This window comes from Nocardia carnea, assembly GCF_029869215.1.
Lineage (GTDB): Bacteria > Actinomycetota > Actinomycetes > Mycobacteriales > Mycobacteriaceae > Nocardia > Nocardia carnea_B.
Map to the genome: position 1 here is coordinate 1 of NZ_JARWPM010000043.1, position 21617 is coordinate 21617.

Sequence of the window (21617 nt, forward strand, 5' to 3'; positions counted from 1 at the left end):
CGCTCGACGAGCGGGAGGCCGCGGTCAAGGCCTATCAGGACGCCGGGGGATAAGGGTTCCGCTCTACCGGCCCCGATAGGCGGGGCCGTAAACGGAAGAGGCGCTGCCATCCACAGTGGACGGCAGCGCCTCTTCGTTCACGCGGTGACCGGCGCGTTATGACGCGCCGTGCGGTGTCACAGGTACGAACCGCACACCGGCCAGGCGCCGGGGCCCTGCGTGGCGAGCACGTTCTCGGCGACCGCGATCTGCTCTTCGCGGCTGGCGTTGCTCGCCAGGCCGGTGCCGCCGTTGGCCTCCCAGGTGCTCTGGGAGAACTGCAGGCCGCCGTAGTAGCCGTTGCCGGTGTTGGTGGACCAGTTGCCGCTGCTCTCGCACTGGGCGACAGCGTCCCAGTTGCCCGAGTAGGCCGAGGCGGTGGCGGTGGAAAGACCGAACGGTACGGCAACGAGAGCCCCGGCGATAGCGGTCAGGCCGAGGGCGCGGGTGCTGAACTTTCGGGTCTTGGTCATATGCGAATCCCTCCCTGTGCCCACCGGCAGCGCGTTGGAAGCTGCGTGCCCCTGTCCCCAGGTGATGTGTCGGGGTTTGATCCGAACCGTGGGACAGGGTCTCCGGTGTTCTCCGGTTCGGCCGGCCCGTCCCGGTCTGGTCGGGGCCTGGGAACGACCGTAACGAAGAAATCTCCGCAGATCACGTATCGATAACTATCAATATCTGTATTGGCGGAGACCTGGAATATATGGAAAACTGCTGGTCATAATCGGGTTTTCAGCTACCCGGTCGACTGTTCGATAACACTGAAATGTGACGGGGATCACTGAAAAACCGTAATTCGTGTCACGCGTATCCGCTTCGAGATCGGGGGCAACCGATCGGTTAACGTTCGGATGCGACATCTGCGGGAAGGTCTCGGCGGCGCGTCGGCCGATTTGCTCGGTTTTCGTGGCGGAAGCTCCGGTTCCTAGCTTCTTGTGTCGGTCGATGGCGTCGAGAAAGTGCCTTGACCTGCCGATTTGGCATATTTGCAGGGCCGTGTGTAATGTTGTTTTCACCCAACGCGGGGTGGAGCAGTTCGGTAGCTCGCTGGGCTCATAACCCAGAGGTCGCAGGTTCAAATCCTGTCCCCGCTACTACCGGGAAGCCCCGGAGAGGACATCCTCTCCGGGGCTTTCTCTTGTGTCGCGGCGTGTCGTCACCTTCCTCCTTACTGTCCTGGGCGAGGTGTAGCGGTGGGTTTCGCGGGGAGGTCGGGATGCGTCATGGTGTCGGCCGGGCCCACCGGTGAGTGGGCCGAGGGTGCTGCCGGGTGGGTAACTCGGCGCGGCTGCGGCTCGGCAGCCGGCGCCGGCGGCGGCGGCGGTATTGCGCCGACCGTCGCATCCCCCGAACCCTGTCCCACGGTTTCCGTCCCCCTGCTCCCGCGGCTCCCGGTTTGAATGGGTGATCTACAGCAAATCAACAGTTATTCACGGCCGTGAACGAGTGGCGATCGGCAGACCGGCGGCGTTGCCGACAATAAACCGCCTCCAGAAACTGGTGAGAGCAAGTATTTTCGCGACGCCTCGGCAATTGTCGGTCGAATTGCATTCGTGTAATTCGTGGCCCGGCCACTGCGGAGGTCACGCGCCGGCAACAGGGCGTGCGCGGCGAGTCGCGAACGCCGCGCGGACGCAACGGATCCGGCTGCGCCGGTCCGCGGGCCGGGCTGCGGACCGGCGCCTTGGCGGTGTGCGCCGGCCCGCGGTGCATCCGGCGACCGGAGCTCCGGCCCGGCCGGTGGGCGTCGGTCCGGGCGTAGCCGTTGCCGGGCGGCGGCCGGAGCTGGTTTGCTGATACGCGCTGCCGCGAACCGGAGGATCACCTGTTATGCCGTCGAATTTCACCCTCAGGGCCGTCAATACGGTGCACCGGGCCCTACTGTGCCTCAGCTTCGGGCGCCTGGGTACCGAGTACTTCGGGATGCCGGCGCTGGAGCTGACCACCATCGGCCGGAAGTCCGGCCGGCCGCGCTCGGTGATGCTCACCGCCCCGGTCGTCGACGGCGACGAGTACATCATCGTCGCCTCCCGGGCCGGTGACCCGATGCACCCCGCGTGGTATCACAACCTCCGGGACCACCCCGCGGTCGAGGTCTCGTTTCGCAACGGACCACGCAGGCCGATGACGGCGCACGTGCTGACCTCCGCGGAGCGGGCACCGCTGTGGCCGAAGATTGTCGCCGACTACCCCGTGTACGGCGACTATCAGGAACGAACCACGCGCGAGATCCCGCTGGTGCGGCTCACGCCGCGATGAACGGCGACCGGTCGCGCCGGGGCGTCACCCGTGCCCGGCCGGTCGGCCGGGATCACGCGTTGCGGGTGAGCGTCGGCGGGACCGGTTCCGGTTCGCCGGCTGTGCTCGCCGATCCCGGGTCGGTCATGATGTCACGCCACCAGGAATCCAGCCTGCTCGGTTCGGGCCAGATCACGGGCGTGTGCTCGGCGGTCGTTTCCACGTCGTTCTCCTCGGGGCCGGTGTTGTCGGGCATCCTTGCCTCCTGTACGCGTGGTGCGCCGGCGGGTCACCGCGTGTGGGTACGCAGTGTCGATTTCGCCGCCCCCGAAAACCGGTTCGCCGGGAATTCCCGCGACCGAGCAACGTTGTGACAGCAGATCGCCGGACCCGCCCGGTACCAATGTGCCGTAATTCTAGCCTTTTTCGATCGAACTGCACACGGATTCGTTGCGCCTCGATTCCCCTGATTCGAAGTGGCCTCTTCGAACCCGTGCGCCGGTAATGTGGAAAAGTCTGTGCCGGAACGACTTCCGTGGTGCGCGGCCGCGCGATGCACGATCATGAGCGACATAACGACCGGTACGTAGAATATGGCGGTGGCATTACGATGCGCGTGCCGGAAATCCATCATTAATGGATGTGTAAATGTTCTTTCATTTGCCGTTGCAGGATCCCGGAACAGGTGAAATCGATGTGAAGAAGTGCCCGGCGGTGTCGGCCGGCGGGTCGGCGTATCGCCGTCGGCAGCGGTGCGGATGGGTAGACTGCCCGGCATGTCGGTGGTTTCGCCGCGGTCGCGGATCCCGGGGGCGGTGAACGGCTACGAGGCGCGCTGGGCGCAGCACAACACCGAACGTCAGCGGCTGATCCTGCGGGCCGCCGTCGAACTGCTCGAGGAGAAACCGCCCGGGGCGGAGATCCCGGTGCTGCAGATCGCGAAACGGGCCGGGGTGGCCAAATCGGCGCTGTACCGGCAGTTCAGTGGCCGTGACGATCTGGATCGGCGGATCCGCTCGTATCTGATCGACGATCTCGGGGCGGTACTGGACGCGCAACTGGACGTGACCACCGGATCGGTGCGCGAGATCATCACCCGCACGGTGCGGGCCGTGGCGGACTGGATGGGCGATCATCCCAACCTCACCGCCTTCGCGCGGTCCGGACCGCCGGCGGGCGGGCCGGACAACACCGACGCGATCAGCAGCCTGAAAATGCGGATATCGGCGCGGTCGCGCGAATTGATCGAGGCGATCGCGGAGATCGCGGGTATCGACGCCGCGGCGCTGGAGCCGGTGCCGTTCGCGGTGGTGACGATGGTCGAAGGCGTGCTCGCCGCCTGGGTCGCCGAGCCGCGGCCTGCCCGCACCCGTGCCCAGGTGGTGGCGGATCTGGCCGACTATGCCTGGTACGTGCTCGACGGTGCGGCCAGAGGTGTGGGTATCGCCGTCGATCCCGACCGGGAACTCGCCCAGGTGATCGCCAGGCTCGCCGCGAGCTCGTGAGCGAGGACCGGGCCGGACATCGTCGCCCGGCCCGGCCGGTCCGGATCAGGCCACGGCGGGCCGTACCCGGCGTTCCGGTTCGCTCCGATAGCGCGCGCGATCGCCGTCGATACCCAGCGCCCGCCACAGCCGCGTGGTGACCGGATTCATCAGCCCCAGCTCGTCGGCGAGGGTGCGCATATCGCCGAAATAACCGGCCAGGATGCCGCGGGCGTGTGGGCTGCGCCAGAAGGCTTCCTTGATGACCTCGCGGGGAATATCGAACCGGCGCGCGAACTCGGGCGGCGGCGCCATGATCTCCCCGGCCAGCCAGCGCAGCGCCAACGGGAAGGAGATCCCGCACAATGCGGTGGAGACCGGCCCGAGTTTCGCGATATGCGCGCGCAGGAATTCGCCGGCGAACGAGATATGGCGGGCTTCCTCGGCGATATGGATCTCCATCGCCCGCACCACCAGCGGTGGCAGATTCGCGCCGTTGCGGATCATCGCCTTCTGATAGTGGTCGATCGGCTCCTCACCACCCAGGATGCCGAGGAACAGCACGACATGCGCGTATCCGCCGGCCACGCCGATGAACGGGGACAATGCCCGGAAGATCGGGCGCATACCCGGAACGTCGTCACCGATCCGGTTCACCAGCTCCTGGAACATCTGGATGTGGTTGCACTCTTCGGTCATCTCGTGCAGGCAGTAGCGGAACTCCGGGGATCCGTTGGGGAGTTTCGCGATGTACTGCATCATGCCGCGGATGAGAACGGTTTCGAAGGCCGCGCCGACCTTGATGGCATTGGCGATCCGCCACCGCCCGATCTCGATCTGTTTCTCGGTGGGCTGCTGCCGGTACCAGCTGGTGGCGCCGAGCGGGTCGTAATCGGGGGAGAGGATCCACCGTGGATCGTCCCGGTCCAGGGCGAGTTCCGGCGCGTCCCAATCAATATCGAGGTAGGGGTCGAACCGGCGGCGAACCGAGCCCTCGGACAGCGTTTCCAGCATCTCGCGATACCGGGCATCCAGTTTCGGAGCCCGGGGCAGAGTCGACGGCGTCATCGGTGCCTCCTCGTGCGTATGGCATGCATCTCTCTACGGAAAAATTTACCGGTACTCGGCGTCCCAGTAAATAGCTCGCCGGTAGACAGCTTCCGAAGGGTGCTGTGACCACGGACGATGGCGGTATTTCGAGGCGCACGCCCCGGTCGGACCGCCTCGGCGCGGACCGTGCGCCGAGTGGATGGTCAGGCGATGGGGTCGGTGTAGACGCGTAGCGTCTCGATACGTGGCGCCAGCGGATCGAAATCGGCGATCAGCAGTACGGGGCCCGCTGGGGTCTCTCCGCTGATGGTCACCGATCGGCCCGCCGCCAGGGTTTTACCGCAACGCAGCCCGCGGGCACGCGCGGCCAGCTCGGCGGGCGGGATCGCTGCACCCGACCACAGCCGCACGGTGTCGCGGCCACCGGCGAGTGCGGTCACCGTCGCCGTATCGCCCGCGGCGGCCGCCGTGCACAACCGGTGGGCGATGCGCTTACCGGTCCGGCCGATTCCCGTACAAGCCCGGGCCATTCCGGTGAGCCCGGCCACGCCCTGGTTCCGCAGCAGTAGCCCGCCGAGACCGGTTCCGGCGCGCAGGCCGGCGATTCCGGTGCCCAGGAGTTGCGCGACCATGGGCAGCAGTTCCCAGTAGGCGGCGAGATAGGCGATACGCAGGGCGCCGTCTTCCTCGGTGATCTCGTAGCGCAGATGCATGGGTACCCGCACCCTGGCGCCGGACGGCATGGTGATCGTGATGGTGAGGTCGCGCAGCACGGTCGCGGGCCCGGCGAAATCGTGTGTCACATCGAAGGCGATGTCGTTGGGGGCGATGAACGTGTCGTAGAACCGGGCGATCGCCTCGTGCCCGGTATGCGGTGCCGAACCGACCGGATCGTTGACCACCGCGGTACGGGCGAACAGCCCCACCCAGGTATCCCGGTCGTGCGCCGCCACCGCGCGCGGGGAGGCCAGGACGGCATCGCGTAGCTCCGTGGTGGTCGGGTCGAGCGGCACGGTGTCTCCTTCGGTGTCCGGGATGGCGGCCATAGTAGAACACGTTCTATCGGCTCTGGGCGGGTATCGGACTGCCTGCGTGTGAAGATGTCGGTGCGGTGCGGCATCATCTGTGCACGCAGCTATTGGACGAAACAGTGAGATTGCCCCGGAGTGCCCATGCCGTCGCGAACATCCTCGAACGCGAAGCCGAAACCGCTGTCCGACAAAGACCTCGAACAGATCGCCGCGGAGATCGAGGCCGGCCGTCCGCCGATGGTGTGGTTCACCGCCGCGGCGGTCGGAGTCACCGAAGGGCGGTCGGGCAAGGTGGTCTCGCTCGGCGATCCGGCCGACGGTGATTTCCTGCAGATCCGCCCGACCGGCTCCAAGGATGTACTGTCCTTCGGGCCCACCGAGGTGACGCTCGCCAAACCACCGCGTGATCGGCCGGTTCCCGCACCGGCACCGAAAACCGTGTCCGAGCCGAAACCTGCCCCCGAGACGAAGGAAGCGCCCGTGCCCACCGCCGCGTCCCAGCCCGCATCCGCTGCCGTGACCAAGACGGCCGCCGAGCCGAAACCGGCACCCGCACCGCGGACCACCCCGGCCCCCGCCAAGGCCGCCAAGGCCCCCGCGGCTCGTAAGACGAAGGCGCCGGAGGTAGTGGTCACCATCAACGGCACCGCGGAAGGCGAATGGACCGTCGACGTGACCAGTGGCAAGAAACGCACCGCGCGCGCGGTACCGGTCTCCGGGCCGGCCGTGGCGCAAGCGGCGAAACTGCTGCATCCCGAGGTCGCCGAAGTGGTGGAGGGCCTGCTCGAGTCGGTACGGGGAGCGCAGGAAGCCAAAGTGCAACAGTTACAAGCGGAGTTGGAGCAGGCCCGGAAACTGCTCGAAGAACTTTCGGACTGAGCTGCGCGCGGGGCCCGGGGCCGAACCCTGTTCGCGGACGGGCAGGGCCTGTCCGGCGGGATCTTCCCCGGCCCGGCAGCGGGACGAATCAGACTGCTGTTTCCCTGGGATGCCAGCCGTGCTGGATCGGCTCCGCGGGAGTGTGACGCATCGCGTCGTGGAACATATAGCCGAACCCACGGCGTTTGGCCAGGTACATGGCCGCGTCCGCGTCGCGGATGAGATCGTAGACCGTGGCGTCGGTATCGCGCGGTCCGTCGCAGGCCAGACCGATACTGGCAGTAAGCGGAACCTCGCCGATGGTGAGCTGGAACGGTTTCATGAAGGTGCCCAGCAGGCGTTCGGCCATTGTGGTTGCCTCGTCGCGGTCCAGCGGTGCCAGCACGATGAATTCGTCACCGCCGTACCGGGCCACCACATCGTCGCGGCGCACGGCCGTGCGGATCCGGTGCGCGGCTTCGGCGATCAACTCGTCGCCGACCGCATGGCCGTAGCTGTCGTTGATCGCCTTGAACTCGTCCAGATCGATGAACAGCAGGCACAGCGGTCGCTCGGCCCAGTCGCGGTGTTCGCGGTGCAGGACCCGCAGCAGCGCCGAACGATTCAGCAGACCGGTGAGCGGATCGTGATCGGCCTGGTACTGGGCCTGTCGTTCGCTGCGTGCACTACGCCCGATGGCACGTTCGCTGCGGATCAGCAACCCGATGAGCAGCAGGGCCAGCACGGACGAGACGATGACCTGGTCGAGCGGGTGCAGTGGCGCCCGCGCCACCGGCACGAGCGACGAAACCACCAGGGCGACCGCGATAACGCTCGCCCGCTGCCGCGAATGATGCAGCCGGATCGATCGCGGCGCACTCAACACCCGCATCGTGGGATGCAATGCCGCCGCGCCTACCGCCACATACGCGGTCAGTAGCGGGAGCAGCAGCAGATCCGGATCCACCGTCAACGCGCCGGCGGCAGCCAGCCGGTAACCGATATCGGTGAGCAAAGTGCCGCCCACCCCGAGATGCAGCAGGCGCAGCGAAGTTTCCGAACGACTGGAGGTAGCCAGGGAATGGGCGAGCAGGGTGAGCATCAGGGCGTCGAATACCGGAAAGACCACCGCGGTCAGGGTGTTCATGCCCGCTTCCGCGGAGTGCAGGACGGGGGCGATGAGGAATATCCACGAGGCCAGCAGTGCGCCGAGCCCGATCAACCCCGAATCGAGCAGAACATCCGGGTGCGCCCGGGCCTGCCGTGGCCGCAGCCAGAGCGCCGCCGCCAAGGCCGTGGCGATATATCCCGTGAGTGTGCAGATCTCGTCGAGAGGGGTGGACGCCGCCGGGGACAGTTCGCGGACCACAGTGCCCGTGGCGAACGGGACGGTGGCCACCGCGACCAGGTACCAGGGCAACGCCGGCTCGGGCCGGTGCCGCCGCACGCCGATCACGATCGCCGCCAGAGTGCCCAGCGCGACCGATATCGCCACGACGAAGGACAGGACGCGGGAATCGACGACCAGGTGAATCGCGACCGCCATACCGGCGACCGCCGAAAGCACCGCCCAGCAACGTATCCCGTGGAAACCGTACCGTCCTGCACGCTGTGGATCGCTGATGATCATCAGCCCCCCTTGTGGTCGCTCCATTCCCGGTGAAATCGAGCCGCGTCTCAGGTCGGAAATCCTTGTCTGTCGTGCGCTACCTGCCCGGCGAGCGGCGGCTGACGAAACCGAGTCTTCCTGTACGAGGGGATGTCCGAGCCGAACGCTCCGACGTTCGACACAAAAACTGGACTGTTGGTCCGATGATGACATGCACTGCCGAATTTGTCGCTGTGTTGGCACAACAACGTCGTAACGGGTGTCGCTATCGCCGGTGGGGTACCGACCGGGCGCCCGCCGCGGCTCGTACGGTGGTCCGGTGACAGAACGCGAGAGGACCGCTTCCGGGCGCACCTGGTCGGCGCCGGGCCGGGTCAACCTGATCGGTGAACACACCGACTACAACGACGGGTTCGTGCTGCCGATCGCGATACCGCTCGCCGTCACATGCCGGGGCGCGCGGCACGCGGACGAGCTGCTGCGGGTGCGGTCGCGGCAGCGCCCGGCGGAACCGGTGCGCCTGGCGGCGGCAGCCCTGGCTGCCGAGCGGGAGCGGGTACCGGGCTGGGCCCGGTACCCGCTGGGTGTTCTCGCCGAGTTCGGGCGGCGCAGTCATCCGATCGCGGGGCTGGACCTGGAATTCGACGGCGCCGTCCCGGCCGGTGCGGGATTGTCCTCGTCGGCGGCGCTGTGCTGTGCCACCGCTGTCGCTGTGCGTGACCTGTGCGCGCCGGATACCGGTGACCGGGAACTGATCGATATCGCGCGCGCCGCGGAGAACGACTACGTCGGCGCGCCCACCGGCATCCTCGATCACGCCGCGTCGATCCTCTGCACGGCCGGGCACGCGCTGTTCTTGGACGTCCGCGCCTTCCGCAGCGCGGAAACCGGTGGCTTCGAACAGATTCCGTTCGATCTCGCGGCGGCGGGACTGCGGCTGCTGGTCATCGATACGGGTCAGACCCATGAGCACGCCGGCGGCGGATACGCCGACCGGCGCGCCGAATGCGCGGCCGCCGCGGCGGCACTCGGTGTGGGATCACTACGCGATATCGGCAGTATCGGTGAACTGTCCGCCCTCACCGACCCCGTGCTCTACCGGCGCGCCCACCACGTCGTGAGCGAGAACGACCGGGTGCGGAGTTTCGCCGGACTGCTCCGCGACGGCAAGGACCCGCGGGCGATCGGGCCCCTGCTGAACGAGGGCCATGCCTCGCTGCGTGACGATTTCGCCGTCTCCACCGATGTCCTGGACGCCGCCGTGGCCACCGCGCAGGAGACCGGCGCGCACGGGGCCCGCATGGTGGGCGGCGGATTCGGCGGCAGCATCATCGCGCTGGTCGACACCGCCGAGGCCGAACGGATCGCCGCGGCGGTCCGGCAGCGGCTGGCGGATCTCGGATTCCGCTCACGGACCTTCGAAGCCGTTGCCGCGGCGGGCGCCGGACGCGCCGGGTGAACCGTACCGTTCGCCCGGGCGCGCCGTTCCGAAAGCCGGGTAGCAGGCTCGCCAGCACCTGTTCTGCCGGGCCGGGCTCGGATATGACGATGCGCCGCGGCCGGTCGCCGGTGGATACCGTGCGCGGCGCGGCACTGCCGCCGCAGTCAGCCGGCCGGCCGGGGACGGCGGATCCGGCCGAGGACGATATCGACCATCAGGAAGGCGAGCAGGCTGAGACCGAATACCGGCGCGAACCAGCCGATCAGCGCTGCCGCCACCGACACCGGGACCACGAGTTTCACCGACCGCCGCAGGACGCCGCGGCGCGGCGGTTTGCCCACGGCGCGCCAGGTCCCGGCGGTGGCCGGGCGGCGGCGCCACCACATGAGGTAGCCGCGCACGATTACCGTGATCAGGCCGACCATCGCGGCCAGCAGAAGCAGCTGGTTGAGCAGGCCGAACATCAGGCCCATATGCAGCTGGATACCCCAGTTGGCCAGTTTGGCCATCAGGTTCCACTCCGCATAGGGCAGCCGGTCGGTGATCGTGCCGGTGGCGCCGTCCACTGCGACCGCGTCGACGGTGAGCGTGCCCGGCATCCGCCGTTCCTTGACCGCGAACGCGCTGCTGTCGTCGGCGGGAACGCTGATCTCGGCCGGCTGGGTAACTCCGGCATCGCGGGCGGCGGCAACGACGGTGTCGAGTTGCCGGACCCGCTCGGCGGGAACGGTATGAGTCACGACGGGCCCGCCGTGGTGGCCGGAGTGGCCGGAATGATCCGGGGCCGCCGCCGCGTCCGGTAGCGCGGTCTCGACCGCGGGCGTGGTCCAGCTGAGGTTCTCCCGCAATTGTTCGATATTGGCCCCGGCGTAGGTCGACCAGGTCAGCCCGGTCGCCGACAGCAACAGCAGGACCGGCAGGATCCACACGCCGACCACCCCGTGCCAGTTCAGCCGCCGTTTACGGGCGTCGCGGGACAGGTCGGGAGCGAACAGCCAAACCGGCGAGTTGCGCTGCCGGCGCGCCCGCACCCGCCGTACCCACAACACCAGCCCGGCCAGGGCGATCAGCCACAGCCACGAAGCCGCCAGTTCGGAGTACAGCCGACCCGGTTCACCCAGGTGCAGATGCCGGTGCGCCTGCGAGATCCAGGCCCGCAGGGGCAGTGCGCCGGAACTTCCGTACACCACCGATTCGCCCACGGGCCGTGCGGTGACCGGATCGACGAAAACCGACCGGCGCTCGGATTCGCCCAGCGCGGGATCGCTGAACAGCACTCGGGTCGTCTCACCGGGCGCGGGTGCCGGGGCCACGGCCACCAGGGTGAGGTCCGGGCGCGCGGCGACGCCCGCATCGACCTGCTCGGACAGCGGTCGCTGCGGCCCCTGCGAATCGGTGTACAGCAGATCCCGGTCGACGAACGATTCCAGGGTGGGGGAGATCGCGTAGAGGGCGCCGGTCACCGCCGCGATCAAGAGGAACGGGCCGACGAAGAGGCCGGCGTAGAAATGCAGCCGGAGCGCGAGCGCGCGGAACGCACCCTTGCCCGGCGTAGCTGTGGTCGTCGTCGCGGCGGCCGCTTCGCGCGCCGCGGCGATCTCGGTGGTACTCAAGGCTGGTTACCTACGTCCTGTGCTGGTTCGGCGCACGGCGGAAGAATCCGGAGGGTGCGCGCATACCTCGGCAGCCGGGAACAGGCTGCCGGGGAGAGGGAAACCGGCGCGAACGCAGACGCGACACGGGGAAGCGCGGCTCGCGGCGGGCGGGATATCAGACCAGGACGCCGGCCGGTGGGGCCCGGGTACCGCACGAACCGGTGACGAGTATGCGCGGGACCACGCGGTCGCGATACGCGATCCGGAGGACGACCGGCCCGGCAACCGCCGGAACGCGCGGCAGCAGGGAGATCACGCGGCACAGCGTCGCCGCGCAGACCCGGTAGGCGGATTCGGCGCCGCGGATCACCACGGCAGCGACACCGGCGGCCAGGATATGCGCCGCGATCATCGCCGGCGTCAGCTGCAGATCACCGTGATGAAGATGGCCGGAACCCCAGCCCAAGCAGATATGGCCGAGCAACTGTCCGGCGGTGAGCACGGCGGTCAGACCGGCGGCGCCGGTGCGCAGCGGGCGCAGGCCCGCGACCAACGCACCGAGCAGGGCCGCGGCGGCACCGAGCAACATGATCCCCGTACTGTCCGGGACCGCCCCGGGTGCCGCCCAGCCGTGACCGGCCACCGAAACGGTCCCCGAAATCAGGCCGGCCACCGCACCGCGAACGCGGGCGGCGTCGCGAGGGTCCACCACACGGGCGGAACCGAACCTGATGAGCACCCGTTGAGTTTATTGCGCGCGTCCGGCGCACGGGGGTGGGGCTGTGTTTTCGGTGCCGCCTCCGGCGGCACGGGTTTTGGCCCCCTTGGTCCCCGGGGGGGGGGGGGGGCGGCGGGCCCCGCGGCGCGGCGCGCCCCCCCGCGGGGGCCGCCCCCCCCCCCCCCCGGCCTTCCCCCCCGGGCACGGGCCAAAACCTCTCGGGGCCTCGTAAGACTCGGCGCCGCCGTGGTTGCGTTGGGTTTCGGGGTTGTGTGAACCTCTCAGGGCCTCGTAAGACTCGGCACCGCCGTAGTTGCGTCCGGGTTCCGGGGTTATGTGGACCTCTGAGGGCCTCGGTGAACTCGGCGCCGCCGTGGTTGCGTTGGGTTTCGGGGTTGTGTGAACCACTCGGGGCCTCGTAAGACTCGGCGCCGCCGTGGTTGCGTTCGGCTCCGGGAGTTATCGGTTCCTACGAGGTCAGCGGGTGGTCACAGGTCCAGCCGTTTCCAGGGCAGCTGGGCGAGGCGTTCCTGGTCGCGGCGGGTCCAGGCCCAGATCAGCTCCGCCACGGTGTCGGGGCCGGTGACCTGGGTGGTGAAATGCCGGTCGGGGGCGCCGTCGCGATATTCGAGGGTGAAATCCTGCTCTGATTCCCGGTAGGTCTGGATGTAGACCTGGTCGGCGCGTTCCACGATCAGGTACGGGTTCGGGTCGGCGAGGCCGCGGACCCAGAAATCGGCCAGGGTCTCGGTGAGATAGGGGAACTCTCCGGCGCCGCCGTGGGTGACGGTAACCGGGATATGGCCGGCGGGATCGACCAACCAGGCCAGTTGAGGGTCGTAGACCGCGTAGTCGCGGGGCGTGGCCAGCTCGAACACCAGCTTCCGGACGAAACCGATCGCATCGTAGGGACTGGCGATATGCAATGCGGCCCCGTACGGCACACCGCCCACCGGCGCGCTGAGGAAGCTGTCCTCCTCCGGGAGTTCCGCATTGCGATCGTTCAACTCGCGCGCCAGCGCCGCGACCGGCTCGGTCTCCGCCCGCCCCTCCTGCGTCACGAAATACGCATCGACCTCGGCGGGCGTGGCGGCGACACCGGACGGGAGCAGCATATGGTCATAGCTCACGCCGTCAGACCTTCAATCGCTCGCGGCGGAGCTGGTCCACCTCGGGGAGGTCCAGCGGTGGGAGCGAGTCGACGCCGAGGGCCCGGCAGAGCAGGTAGTCGGCGAGTTCGGGATTACGGGCCAGGGCGGGGCCGTGCATATAGGTACCCAGCACCGACCCCTGCACCACGCCTTCCAGGCCGTCGCCGACCCCGTTGCCGACGCCGCGGGTCACCCGGGCCAAACCGGTCGCACCGGGCCCGAGGGATGTGCCACCGCGGTGGTTCTCGAACCCGGTGAGCGGCGCGGACAACCCGGGCAACTGCGGAGTGGTCGTCACTTCGCCGATCGCGCGCGTGCGCTGGGGAGATGTGGTGGCGTCCAGCAGCCCGACCCCCTCCACCCGTTCACCGCTGGACGTCTCGTACCACTGGCCGAGCACCTGGATGGCCGCGCAGATGGCCAGCACCGGAGCGCCGCGACCGGCGGCGGTCTGCAGTCCCGGGTAGCGCAGCAGGTGGCGGGTCGCCAGGCGCTGGGCGGAATCCTCGGCGCCGCCGAGGGTGTAGATATCGAGTGAGTCCGGCACCGGGTCGGGCAGGGTGATCTCCACGATCTCGGCGTCGATATCGCGCCAGCGCAGCCGCTGCCGCAGGATCACGGCGTTGCCGCCGTCGCCGTAGGTGCCCATCACATCGGGCAGTACCAGCCCGATCCGGACGGTTGATTCGCTCATTGTGCGCGCTCCCGGAGGTCACGGTTCAGATCGCGGAATGCCGTGTAGTTGGCCAGCACCTCGACCTGCCCGGCCGGGCAGGAGGCGATCGCGCGGACCGGGTCGGGCACGGTGGTGTGCGTGACCCCGGCGTAGGTGAGCCGCACGGCCAGATCGGTGGCGCGCTCGCCGGCGGCGACGACGTGCACATCCTCGAAGTGCTCGAAGCGTACGTCCCACAGCCAGGACAGATCCTCCCCGTCGGGTACCTGCCCGTTCACGGCGATCACCAGGCCGGCCGCGCTGTGGTCGATCATCGACAGCGCCTCCTGCCAGCCGGCCGGGTTCTTGGCGAGCAGCAGCCGGGCGGCATGTTCGCCGATCTGCACCGTGCGGTACCGGCCGGCGATCTCCTGCACCGTGCCGGTGGCCGCGCAGGCCTGTTCCGCGTCGGCACCCAGCGCGACCGCCGCGGCCACCGCCTGGGCGGCGTTACCCCGGTTCGCACGGCCGGGCAGCGCCAGCCGCAGCGGCAGCCGGACCCCGTCCGGCCCGCAGAGTTTGTCCCCGTCCAGCCACCAATCCGGCTGCGGGCGGGCGAAATCGGTGCCCGTACTGTGCCAGTGCGTACCCTCCCAGAGGATCGGCTCCCCGCTGCGCGGGCAGCTGGTGGCGTCCATCGCCCAGCCGCTGCCGGCCGCGACCCACACCACATTGGGATGGTCGTAGGCGATCGAGGTGACCAGCACATCGTCGCAGTTGGCGATGACGACGGTATCCGGATGCCGGGCCAGTCCGGACCGCAGCCGGCGTTCGATCATATTGATCTCGCCGACCCGGTCCAGCTGATCGCGGCTCAGGTTCAGCAGCACGACCGCTTCGGGCTTCAGGGCATCGGTGACATGCGGCAGATGTAGTTCGTCCACCTCGATGGCGGCCAGCGGGGCGTCGCGATGCACATTGAGCGCGGAGACGATCCCGGCGTCCATATTCGCGCCGTCGGCCTGGGTAGCCACCTCGCCGAGGGTGCTCAGGGCGGCGGTGGTCATGCGGGTGGTGGTGGATTTGCCGTTGGTCCCGGTGATGAGCACCGTGCGCCGACCGCGGCCGAGCTGTTTCATGATGCCCGGGTCGATACGCAGCGCGAGGAGCCCGCCGATCATCGAACCGTTGCCACGGCCTGCTTTGCGGGAGGCCCACGCTGCCGCGTTCGCCACCCGGAGGGCGGTTCGCCCTCGCACCGAGATATCTGCCACGCCGCGCAGTCTAATGATTCACCACGGCGGCCCTCACGCGGCGCGGGGAGGTATACCCCGAACGAGGCCCGCTGGACTCCTGGCCCCGATGCGTTGCGGGTTCGGTCGCGGGGAGTCGAGGGTCGCCTCGGCGGGCGGTATCAGAATTGGATATCGAACCGGTTCGGGCGCCCGGCGGCGTAGTCGGCGGCATCGGCACGGCGTAGCGGTTCGAGTTCGACGGCGCGGTAGAGGGTGTAGGTGCGGCAGCGGGGTGCGTCCGACCCGATCACGTCGAGCAGCGAGTTCACCGCGGCCCGGGCGGATTCGTTGGCGCCCTCCATGGTCGCCAGGTCGATATTCGTCCGCACATAGTCACCGGCCAGATAGAGGTTCTCCACACCACCGTGCGGTTCGGGCCGGGCATCCCAGGAACCCGCGGTATTGATCAGCAGTGGGTCGGCGTTGCTGTTCTCGCCGCGGTCGGCATGCCAGGTGATACCGGGGTCGAGGAACCATGAATGCAGATCGGCGTCACGCAGTACTTCCTCGCGGTCGTTGAGGTGGGCGATGATCTGGGCCCACGTTTCCCGCGCGATTTCGTCCGGCGTGCATTCCTTGGCGGTTTTGCCGAACAGGATGCCGGGGGTGTTCCAGTCGGAGATATCCACCGAGAGGCAATCCGCCACCGTGCCGTCGCCGTATTCCGGCAGTTTGCGGGCCCACAGGGTGTTCTGAGCGATCGAGGTGAGCGACCAGGGCGAATCGATATAGGCGCTGTGGCCGGCGCCGAGCGTGGTGCCGCGGCGCAGATAGAACTGGATTCCGTTCATCCAATCCGTATAGAGCCGGCTCATTTTCGCCAGTTCCGGCCAGGCGGAGAGGATATCGGCGTTCCACAGCTCCCGGGCGCGTTCGGCGGGCAGGGCGATCACGAAATGATCGGCCGTCACCGTTTCCGTCGCACCGTCCGCGGTGACGATCCGGGCGCCGGTGATCCGGCGGCCGGTGGTCTCCAGCCCGCGGACCTCCGCGCCGACCTCGAAGCGCACCCCCAGTTGGCGCAGCATCGTGACCCACGGGTCGATCCAGGCGGTATTGGTCGGGCCGTTGAGCACTCGGTCCAGGGCGCCGTCGAAACCGATTCGCAGCGGGTTGCCGAGGAACTGTTCGCCCATGGTGCCGATGGTCCGTACGCTGGCCATATCGTCCTTCGCCGCGACCAGCAGGCTGGTCAGCGTGCGCGATACCAGCGCCCGGAATTCGTGTGAACGCGCATGCCCCCCGACGAAATCCAGCCATGAGGTGCGCTCCCACTGTTCCAGGCGCCGGGCGTCGCAACTGGTGTTGAACACCAGGAGCCGGTTGGCGAAGAACAGCCCTTCCTCGGACGGCATCTTCAGCAGCGTGGAGATCATCGAGCCGAGGCTCTCCCGCATACCTTCCGGTGTCGCGGTGGTCAGCGCCGCGGATCCCAGTGCGGCGTGGATATCGTCGCCGCCGGCCCGGGAGAAGCGGGCATCGGGGACAGCTACGAGGTTGTCCCATACGCCGTTGCCGTTGGCGGCGAACGGAATCCGCCGCATGGTATCGGGTACGTGCTGGTAGAAACCGGGGAAGAAGCGGAAGCCGTGCTCGCCCGGCAGGTCCGGACGGCCGTCGGTACCGGTGCCCGGCACGCCCATGCTGCGGGCTTTACCGCCCAGCGCCCGGCGCTCGTAGACGGTGACCTCGAAACCGCGTTCGGCCAGCTCGTGCGCCGCGGTGAGCCCGGCGACCCCGCCACCCAGCACCGCGACCCGGCTCTTCGAAGCCGCGCGTGCCGTGCGGGTGGGTAGCGCCGCCGCGACGGCGGTACCGATCCCTGCGGCGGCGGTGGCGCGCAATACGGTGCGCCGGGAGAAATCCCCGGTACCGGCGGTCCGCTGGTCGGAAATCGTTGCGGAGCCCGCGGCGGGCCACCGATGCTGCGCCATATTGTCTACTACTGCCTAACCCGGATAGGTGTCTCTATCGCGCCATACTTTAAACGCGGTATGCCACTCGTGCCGCATCGACCGCTCGCCGGCTCACCGGGTCGCGGGCTCGAGCGGGCGCACGGCGTCCGGCACGGCCTTCTCACTGCCCGCTCGCGTCGGACCGCTGGGTGCGGTCTTCCGGGCGCCGGCGGTGGCTGCGAAGGCGCCGGCGATCACCACCGCACCCCCGATCAAACTCGCCGGAGCCGGAGTTTCGCCCAGGAAAATCCAAGCTCCGGTGAAGCCGACGACCGGGACCAGCAGCGACAGCGGCGCGACGCTACCCGCCGGATACCGGCTCATCAGGTACGTCCACAGCCCCGACCCGATCACCGTCGCCGGCACGACGATGTACGCCAGCGCCGCCAGTGCCGGCCATCCGTCCGCGGAGAAACTGCCCGCCAGCGCGCGCAGGCCGGTCTCGGGACCCTCCCAGATCAGCGAGATGGCGAGCAGCGGAAGCACCGGGACCGCCGTCGTCCACAGGGTGAGATGCAGTGGGTTGGCATCCGGCGATTCCACACTGGCCTGCCGGGCGCCGATATTGCCCAGTGCCCAGCCGAACCCGGCGGCCAGCGTCAGCAGGACCGGTAGCAGCGCCGCGTGCGCGAACTGGTTCCAGCCGATGACGGCCATCCCGGCGACCGCCACCAGCAACCCGGCCACCTGTACCGGTCGTAGTCGTTCCCGCAGCAGCGCCGCGCCCAGCATCACCGTGAACGGCGCCGAGGACTGCAGGACCAGCGAGGCCAGCCCCGTCGGCATTCCGACCCGCATGGCAGTGAACAGGAAGGCGAATTGCAGAATCCCGAATCCGGTGCCGTAGAGCAGGATCCAGCGGATCCGCACCGGTGGTCGCGGGATGAACAGCAGGGCCGGTATCGCGATCACCGCGAAACGCAGTGCGGCGAAGAAGAACGGCGGTAGGTGGTCGAGCCCCACGCGGATGGCCAGGAAGTTCAATCCCCACAACAGGATGACGGTCAGGGCGAGCAGGCGGTCACGGGCGGTCACCGATCAATCGTGGGATGTATCGAACGGTGAGCACAATCGAATTGTTATGGACGGATGATTTAGTATTCCTTAATGGTTTCCGCCAGTTCGTCGTTCTCCGTGGAACGGCTGCGTATCCTGCGCGAATTCGCCGATCGCGGCACGATCGGCGCCGTCGCCACGGCCCTGTCCATGACGCCGTCGGCGGTATCACAGCAATTGAAGGTGCTCACCCGTGAGGCGGGCGTCACCCTGCTCGAACCAAGCGGGCGCCGGGTGCGGCTCACCGACGCCGGTCACGCGCTCGTGGTTCGCGCCGACGAGGTGCTCGCCGCGCTCGATCGCGCGGTCGCCGAGATGGCGCATTACCGCGGTTCGCCCCGTGGGCAGGTGCGGGTCGCGGTATTCCCCTCCGGTGGTGCGCTACTGCTACCGCACGTTCTTCCGGCGATGGCGGGCGGTGGGGTGGAGATCGTGGCCGGTGACGAGGATGTTCCCCCGCACGAGACCCCGCGCCTGCTCGCCGATTACGACATCGTGCTCACTCACCGCGACGAACGCGCCGCGCCGGTATCCGGGCCGCGTATCGCCTCGCGGGTGCTCATGCGCGAACCCATCGACGTGCTCGTACCCCCCGATCATCCGCTCGCGGGCAAGCCCGCCGTCACCCCCGCCGAACTGGCCGAGGAGGCGTGGCTGAGCGTGCGCGGCGGCTTCCCGGTGGACGACGTACTGCGCTCGATCGCCACGGTGACCGGCGTCGAACCCCGCATTGTGCAGCGGCTCAACGATTTCCGCATGATAGAAACACTGGTCGCCGCCGGGTACGGGGTCGCGCTCATGCCGCGCTACGTCGTCACCCATCCGGGGCTGTCCCAGTTGCGATTGACCGGGGTACGCGCCGCCCGCCTCTACGACCTGGTCACCCGGCCGCGCGCCGATACCCGCCCGGCCATCGCCGCCGTCCTGGACTCCTTCGCGGCGGCGGCCCGGCGGGTCACCGCGGAACCGCCGCCGTCGAGGTCCGGTCAGTAGCGATTGCCGCCGTACGGGTATCCGTCCACATTCGAGAAATCGTCGGCGACCATCGCGGCCAGTTCCAGCAGCGCCTGCCGGGTCGGCTTGCTCACCAATTCCAGATCGATCTCCGCGCCCTCGGCGAGGTGATCGTCGAACGGCACCACCTGCACCGCGCGGGTGCGGTCGAGGAACAGCCGGCGCAGATGGTCCAGATTCACCGAGGTGGAACCGCGCCGCGAGGCGTTCACCACCACCACCGTCTGCCGCACGAGATGCGAATACCCGTGGTAGTCCAGCCAATCCAGGGTGGCCGAGGCGCTGCGGGCGCCGTCGATGGCAGGTGAGGTGACCAGGACCAGCGAGCTGGCCATATCGAGTACACCCGACATGGCCGAATGCATCAGCCCGGTACCGCAGTCGGTGAGGATGATGTTGTAGAACGACTGCAGGATTCCGATCGCGCGCCGGTAATCGGCCTCGCTGAAGGCCTCCGACACCGCCGGATCCTGCTCGCTGGCCAGCACTTCCAACCGGCTCGGCGATTGCGAGGTATGCGCCCGCACATCCGAATACCGGGTGATGTTCTGGTCTTCGAGCAGGTTGCGCACGGTGGAGCGGGTCTGCCGCGGGACCCGGTGGGCCAGGGTGCCGAGGTCGGGGTTGGCGTCGATCGCGATCACCCGGTCGCCGCGCAGGGAGGCGAAGGTGGCACCCAGGCCGACCGTGGTGGTGGTTTTACCGACCCCGCCCTTCAGCGACAGGATCGCGATCCGGAAATCACCGTGCACCGGTGCGTTCACCCGGCTCACCAGATCGCGGTGGACGACATCCGCGGCCGATTCACCGGGATTGATCACCCCGCGCGACACCTTGTGCACCGCCCGCCGCCAGCCGCCGCGCGGGGCTTTACGGGCGCGTTTGAGCAGATTCAGGTCGTTGACCGAATGCCCCGGCTGCCCCGGTTCGGGCATATGCCGCGGCTGGAACTGCCCCTGCGGCGGTTGCCCCGGCTGCTGGAATTGCTGCTGCGGTTGCCGGCCTCCAGGCGCGGACTGTCCCGGACCCGCGCCCCATTCGGGCGCCGGGAACTGCCCGGTGGACGGGTTGTGTGTCGTGGGCGGCGGTACCTGCTGGTACGGCGGCTGCTGGAGCGGCGGCGCGGCCGGGATCGGCGGCGGAGCCCAGCTGTAGATCGGGCCACCCGCCGGATCGCCCTGGGGTGCCGCACCGGCGCCGGGCGCGCCGCCCGGGGCGTATCCACCCGGGGGCTGGTCGAATTGGCCACCCGCGTCCGGGCCGGGTGCGCCGGGATAGGACGAAGGCTCCGGATTGTGCTGTGCCGGGCCGGGGTTCGGGTTCGCCTGGAACTGGCCGCTGCCGTATCCGCTGCCCTCGGCGCCCGGTGCCTGGAAGCCGCCCGGCTGCTGCTCGAACTGGCCGCTGCCATACGAACCGCCGGCCTCGGGAGCCTGGTCGAACCGGCCGCCACCGTGCGGGCCGGCGGACGGGTCGAACTGGCCCGAACCGGGGGGCTGGAACTGGTTCGGGTTCGGCTGGTCGAACTGACCGGCCGCGTAATTCGGGGCCGGGAACTGGTTCGGGTCGGGCGGCGCGAACCCGCCGGGGCCGGGCTGGAACTGAGCAGGGTCCGGCTGTGGGAACTGGCCGCTGCCGTGCGCGGGATTCGGTGGCTGGAACTGATCGGCCCCCGGCGCGACGAACTGGCCGCTCGCGTACCCGGCGGGCTGGAACTGATTCGGGTCGGGCTGGTCGAACTGGCCGCCGCCGGGGGCGAAAGGCTCACCACCCGGCGCGGAGAACTGGCCGGCTGCCGGCGGCGCGAAACCGTCCAGCGGCGGCAGGTTGTACGGGGCGCCGTCGCCGGCCGGGGCGTGCGCGTCCGGGGCCGGGGGAGCGAATCCGTCGCTGCCGCCCCACGACCCGGGGGCGGAATCGGGGGGCCACTGTGCCGCCTGCTCGGGGGCCGGGCTTTCGGAGCCCGCGGCCGACTCCCGCTCGGACGCTCCGGCTTCCGCCGGTTCCGCGTCTCCGGCCTCCACCGGGCCCGCCGAGTTCTCGGATTCGGCGCTATCGGGTTTCGTGCCGGTTCCCGGCGCAGCGTCGGTCACCGCGTCGGCGGGTGGCGTGGTATCCGACTCGCCGCCGCTCCCGGCGGTATCCGCCGGTTGACTCGGGGGCCAGGGCTGGGAAGTCGGGTTGTGTTCGTCAGTAGTCACAGTTCCCCCATCTGCTCGGGGTTTTCGAGCAGAGAGCTCGGCGGCGTTGAGTCGAGACCAACGCTAGCAGGTGCGGGGCGTATCGCATGCCGGGTGGTTTGACGACCTCGGGCGGCGGGACACCGGGGGGCGCGGGCCGCGGTACGGGGGGGGGGTGGGGAGCCCGCGCGGGCGCGGGGGCGGGCGAGCCCACCCCGGGCGAGAGCCGCGACTTCCTGCGTGGGGTG

The 21617-nt window shown here is 68.9% G+C and carries 18 protein-coding genes and 1 tRNA gene; 6 read left to right on the forward strand and 13 right to left on the reverse strand.

Going from position 1 to position 21617, the window contains the following annotated elements; genetic code table 11:
- Window positions 1-176: 176 nt before the first annotated feature.
- On the reverse strand, window positions 177-512 hold the full coding sequence (locus QH276_RS01800; RefSeq protein WP_280399910.1) for a transglycosylase family protein: 336 nt from the start codon (window positions 510-512) through the stop codon (window positions 177-179).
- Window positions 513-1059: 547 nt separating this feature from the next.
- Here QH276_RS01800 and QH276_RS01805 point away from each other — a divergent pair.
- A tRNA-Met gene (locus tag QH276_RS01805) sits at window positions 1060-1133 on the forward strand.
- 736 nt (window positions 1134-1869) lie between these two features.
- A complete protein-coding gene (locus QH276_RS01810; RefSeq protein WP_280399909.1) occupies window positions 1870-2298 on the forward strand; it encodes a nitroreductase family deazaflavin-dependent oxidoreductase in 429 nt (142 codons plus the stop codon).
- Between the two features lie 52 nt (window positions 2299-2350).
- Here QH276_RS01810 and QH276_RS01815 read toward each other — a convergent pair whose 3' ends face one another.
- Entirely contained in the window at window positions 2351-2533 is a 183-nt protein-coding gene (locus QH276_RS01815; RefSeq protein ID WP_280399908.1) for a hypothetical protein, read from the reverse strand.
- A gap of 520 nt (window positions 2534-3053) precedes the next feature.
- Between QH276_RS01815 and QH276_RS01820 the strand changes: the two genes are divergently transcribed.
- Window positions 3054-3782, forward strand: coding sequence for a TetR/AcrR family transcriptional regulator (locus QH276_RS01820; RefSeq protein ID WP_280399907.1), 729 nt, complete (start codon window positions 3054-3056; stop codon window positions 3780-3782).
- A gap of 45 nt (window positions 3783-3827) precedes the next feature.
- Here QH276_RS01820 and QH276_RS01825 read toward each other — a convergent pair whose 3' ends face one another.
- Both QH276_RS01825 and QH276_RS01830 read right to left on the reverse strand, forming a co-directional pair.
- On the reverse strand, window positions 3828-4829 hold the full coding sequence (locus QH276_RS01825) for an AurF N-oxygenase family protein (protein WP_280400635.1): 1002 nt from the start codon (window positions 4827-4829) through the stop codon (window positions 3828-3830).
- A 185-nt stretch (window positions 4830-5014) separates the two neighbouring features.
- Complete coding sequence (locus QH276_RS01830; protein ID WP_280400634.1) at window positions 5015-5857, reverse strand: nuclear transport factor 2 family protein; 843 nt, start codon at window positions 5855-5857, stop codon at window positions 5015-5017.
- 126 nt (window positions 5858-5983) lie between these two features.
- Between QH276_RS01830 and QH276_RS01835 the strand changes: the two genes are divergently transcribed.
- Window positions 5984-6721, forward strand: coding sequence for a DUF6319 family protein (locus tag QH276_RS01835; protein WP_280400633.1), 738 nt, complete (start codon window positions 5984-5986; stop codon window positions 6719-6721).
- Between the two features lie 88 nt (window positions 6722-6809).
- On the opposite strand, the gene QH276_RS01840 is transcribed toward QH276_RS01835, so the two are convergent.
- On the reverse strand, window positions 6810-8330 hold the full coding sequence (locus QH276_RS01840; RefSeq protein WP_280400632.1) for a GGDEF domain-containing protein: 1521 nt from the start codon (window positions 8328-8330) through the stop codon (window positions 6810-6812).
- 298 nt (window positions 8331-8628) lie between these two features.
- Here QH276_RS01840 and galK point away from each other — a divergent pair, with 298 nt between their 5' ends.
- Entirely contained in the window at window positions 8629-9768 is a 1140-nt protein-coding gene (galK, locus tag QH276_RS01845) for a galactokinase (protein ID WP_280400631.1), read from the forward strand.
- Between the two features lie 146 nt (window positions 9769-9914).
- On the opposite strand, the gene QH276_RS01850 is transcribed toward galK, so the two are convergent.
- From QH276_RS01850 to QH276_RS01880, 7 genes are all read right to left on the reverse strand, one after another.
- Window positions 9915-11363 carry a PepSY-associated TM helix domain-containing protein gene (locus QH276_RS01850; RefSeq protein WP_280400630.1) on the reverse strand — a complete coding sequence of 483 codons (1449 nt, stop codon included), beginning with the start codon at window positions 11361-11363 and terminating at the stop codon, window positions 9915-9917.
- Between the two features lie 157 nt (window positions 11364-11520).
- Window positions 11521-12084 (reverse strand): hypothetical protein, encoded by a 564-nt coding sequence (locus tag QH276_RS01855; RefSeq protein ID WP_280400629.1) that lies wholly within the window; start codon window positions 12082-12084, stop codon window positions 11521-11523.
- Between the two features lie 467 nt (window positions 12085-12551).
- Window positions 12552-13193, reverse strand: a complete 642-nt coding sequence (locus QH276_RS01860; RefSeq protein ID WP_280399551.1) for a hypothetical protein — start codon at window positions 13191-13193, stop codon at window positions 12552-12554.
- Between the two features lie 4 nt (window positions 13194-13197).
- A complete protein-coding gene (locus QH276_RS01865; protein WP_280399552.1) occupies window positions 13198-13908 on the reverse strand; it encodes a type 1 glutamine amidotransferase in 711 nt (236 codons plus the stop codon).
- Entirely contained in the window at window positions 13905-15143 is a 1239-nt protein-coding gene (locus QH276_RS01870) for a Mur ligase family protein (RefSeq protein WP_280399553.1), read from the reverse strand. Before QH276_RS01870 ends, QH276_RS01865 begins: the two co-directional genes overlap by 4 nt.
- A gap of 140 nt (window positions 15144-15283) precedes the next feature.
- Entirely contained in the window at window positions 15284-17098 is a 1815-nt protein-coding gene (locus QH276_RS01875; RefSeq protein WP_280399554.1) for a hydroxysqualene dehydroxylase, read from the reverse strand.
- Between the two features lie 93 nt (window positions 17099-17191).
- The gene (locus tag QH276_RS01880; protein WP_280399555.1) at window positions 17192-18154 is read right to left on the reverse strand and encodes an EamA family transporter; all 963 of its coding nucleotides are present in this window, start codon (window positions 18152-18154) and stop codon (window positions 17192-17194) included.
- A 72-nt stretch (window positions 18155-18226) separates the two neighbouring features.
- Here QH276_RS01880 and QH276_RS01885 point away from each other — a divergent pair, with 72 nt between their 5' ends.
- Entirely contained in the window at window positions 18227-19168 is a 942-nt protein-coding gene (locus tag QH276_RS01885; RefSeq protein ID WP_280399556.1) for a LysR family transcriptional regulator, read from the forward strand.
- Here QH276_RS01885 and QH276_RS35425 read toward each other — a convergent pair.
- Window positions 19162-21390 (reverse strand): AAA family ATPase, encoded by a 2229-nt coding sequence (locus tag QH276_RS35425; protein WP_432278652.1) that lies wholly within the window; start codon window positions 21388-21390, stop codon window positions 19162-19164. The two genes, QH276_RS01885 and QH276_RS35425, sit on opposite strands and share 7 nt — an antisense overlap.
- Window positions 21391-21617: the final 227 nt, after the last annotated feature.

What these genes read in the sequence shown, in the direction of transcription:
- QH276_RS01875 (WP_280399554.1), bottom strand. Translation starts at nt 17,098, where the DNA reads ATGGCGCAGCATCGGTGGCCCGCCGCGGGCTCCGCAACGATTTCCGAC.
- QH276_RS01825 (WP_280400635.1), bottom strand. Translation starts at nt 4,829, where the DNA reads ATGACGCCGTCGACTCTGCCCCGGGCTCCGAAACTGGATGCCCGGTAT.
- QH276_RS01865 (WP_280399552.1), bottom strand. Translation starts at nt 13,908, where the DNA reads ATGAGCGAATCAACCGTCCGGATCGGGCTGGTACTGCCCGATGTGATG.
- QH276_RS01840 (WP_280400632.1), bottom strand. Translation starts at nt 8,330, where the DNA reads ATGATCATCAGCGATCCACAGCGTGCAGGACGGTACGGTTTCCACGGG.
- QH276_RS01835 (WP_280400633.1), top strand. Translation starts at nt 5,984, where the DNA reads ATGCCGTCGCGAACATCCTCGAACGCGAAGCCGAAACCGCTGTCCGAC.
- QH276_RS01830 (WP_280400634.1), bottom strand. Translation starts at nt 5,857, where the DNA reads ATGGCCGCCATCCCGGACACCGAAGGAGACACCGTGCCGCTCGACCCG.
- QH276_RS01810 (WP_280399909.1), top strand. Translation starts at nt 1,870, where the DNA reads ATGCCGTCGAATTTCACCCTCAGGGCCGTCAATACGGTGCACCGGGCC.
- QH276_RS01815 (WP_280399908.1), bottom strand. Translation starts at nt 2,533, where the DNA reads ATGCCCGACAACACCGGCCCCGAGGAGAACGACGTGGAAACGACCGCC.
- QH276_RS01820 (WP_280399907.1), top strand. Translation starts at nt 3,054, where the DNA reads ATGTCGGTGGTTTCGCCGCGGTCGCGGATCCCGGGGGCGGTGAACGGC.
- QH276_RS01885 (WP_280399556.1), top strand. Translation starts at nt 18,227, where the DNA reads ATGGTTTCCGCCAGTTCGTCGTTCTCCGTGGAACGGCTGCGTATCCTG.
- QH276_RS01800 (WP_280399910.1), bottom strand. Translation starts at nt 512, where the DNA reads ATGACCAAGACCCGAAAGTTCAGCACCCGCGCCCTCGGCCTGACCGCT.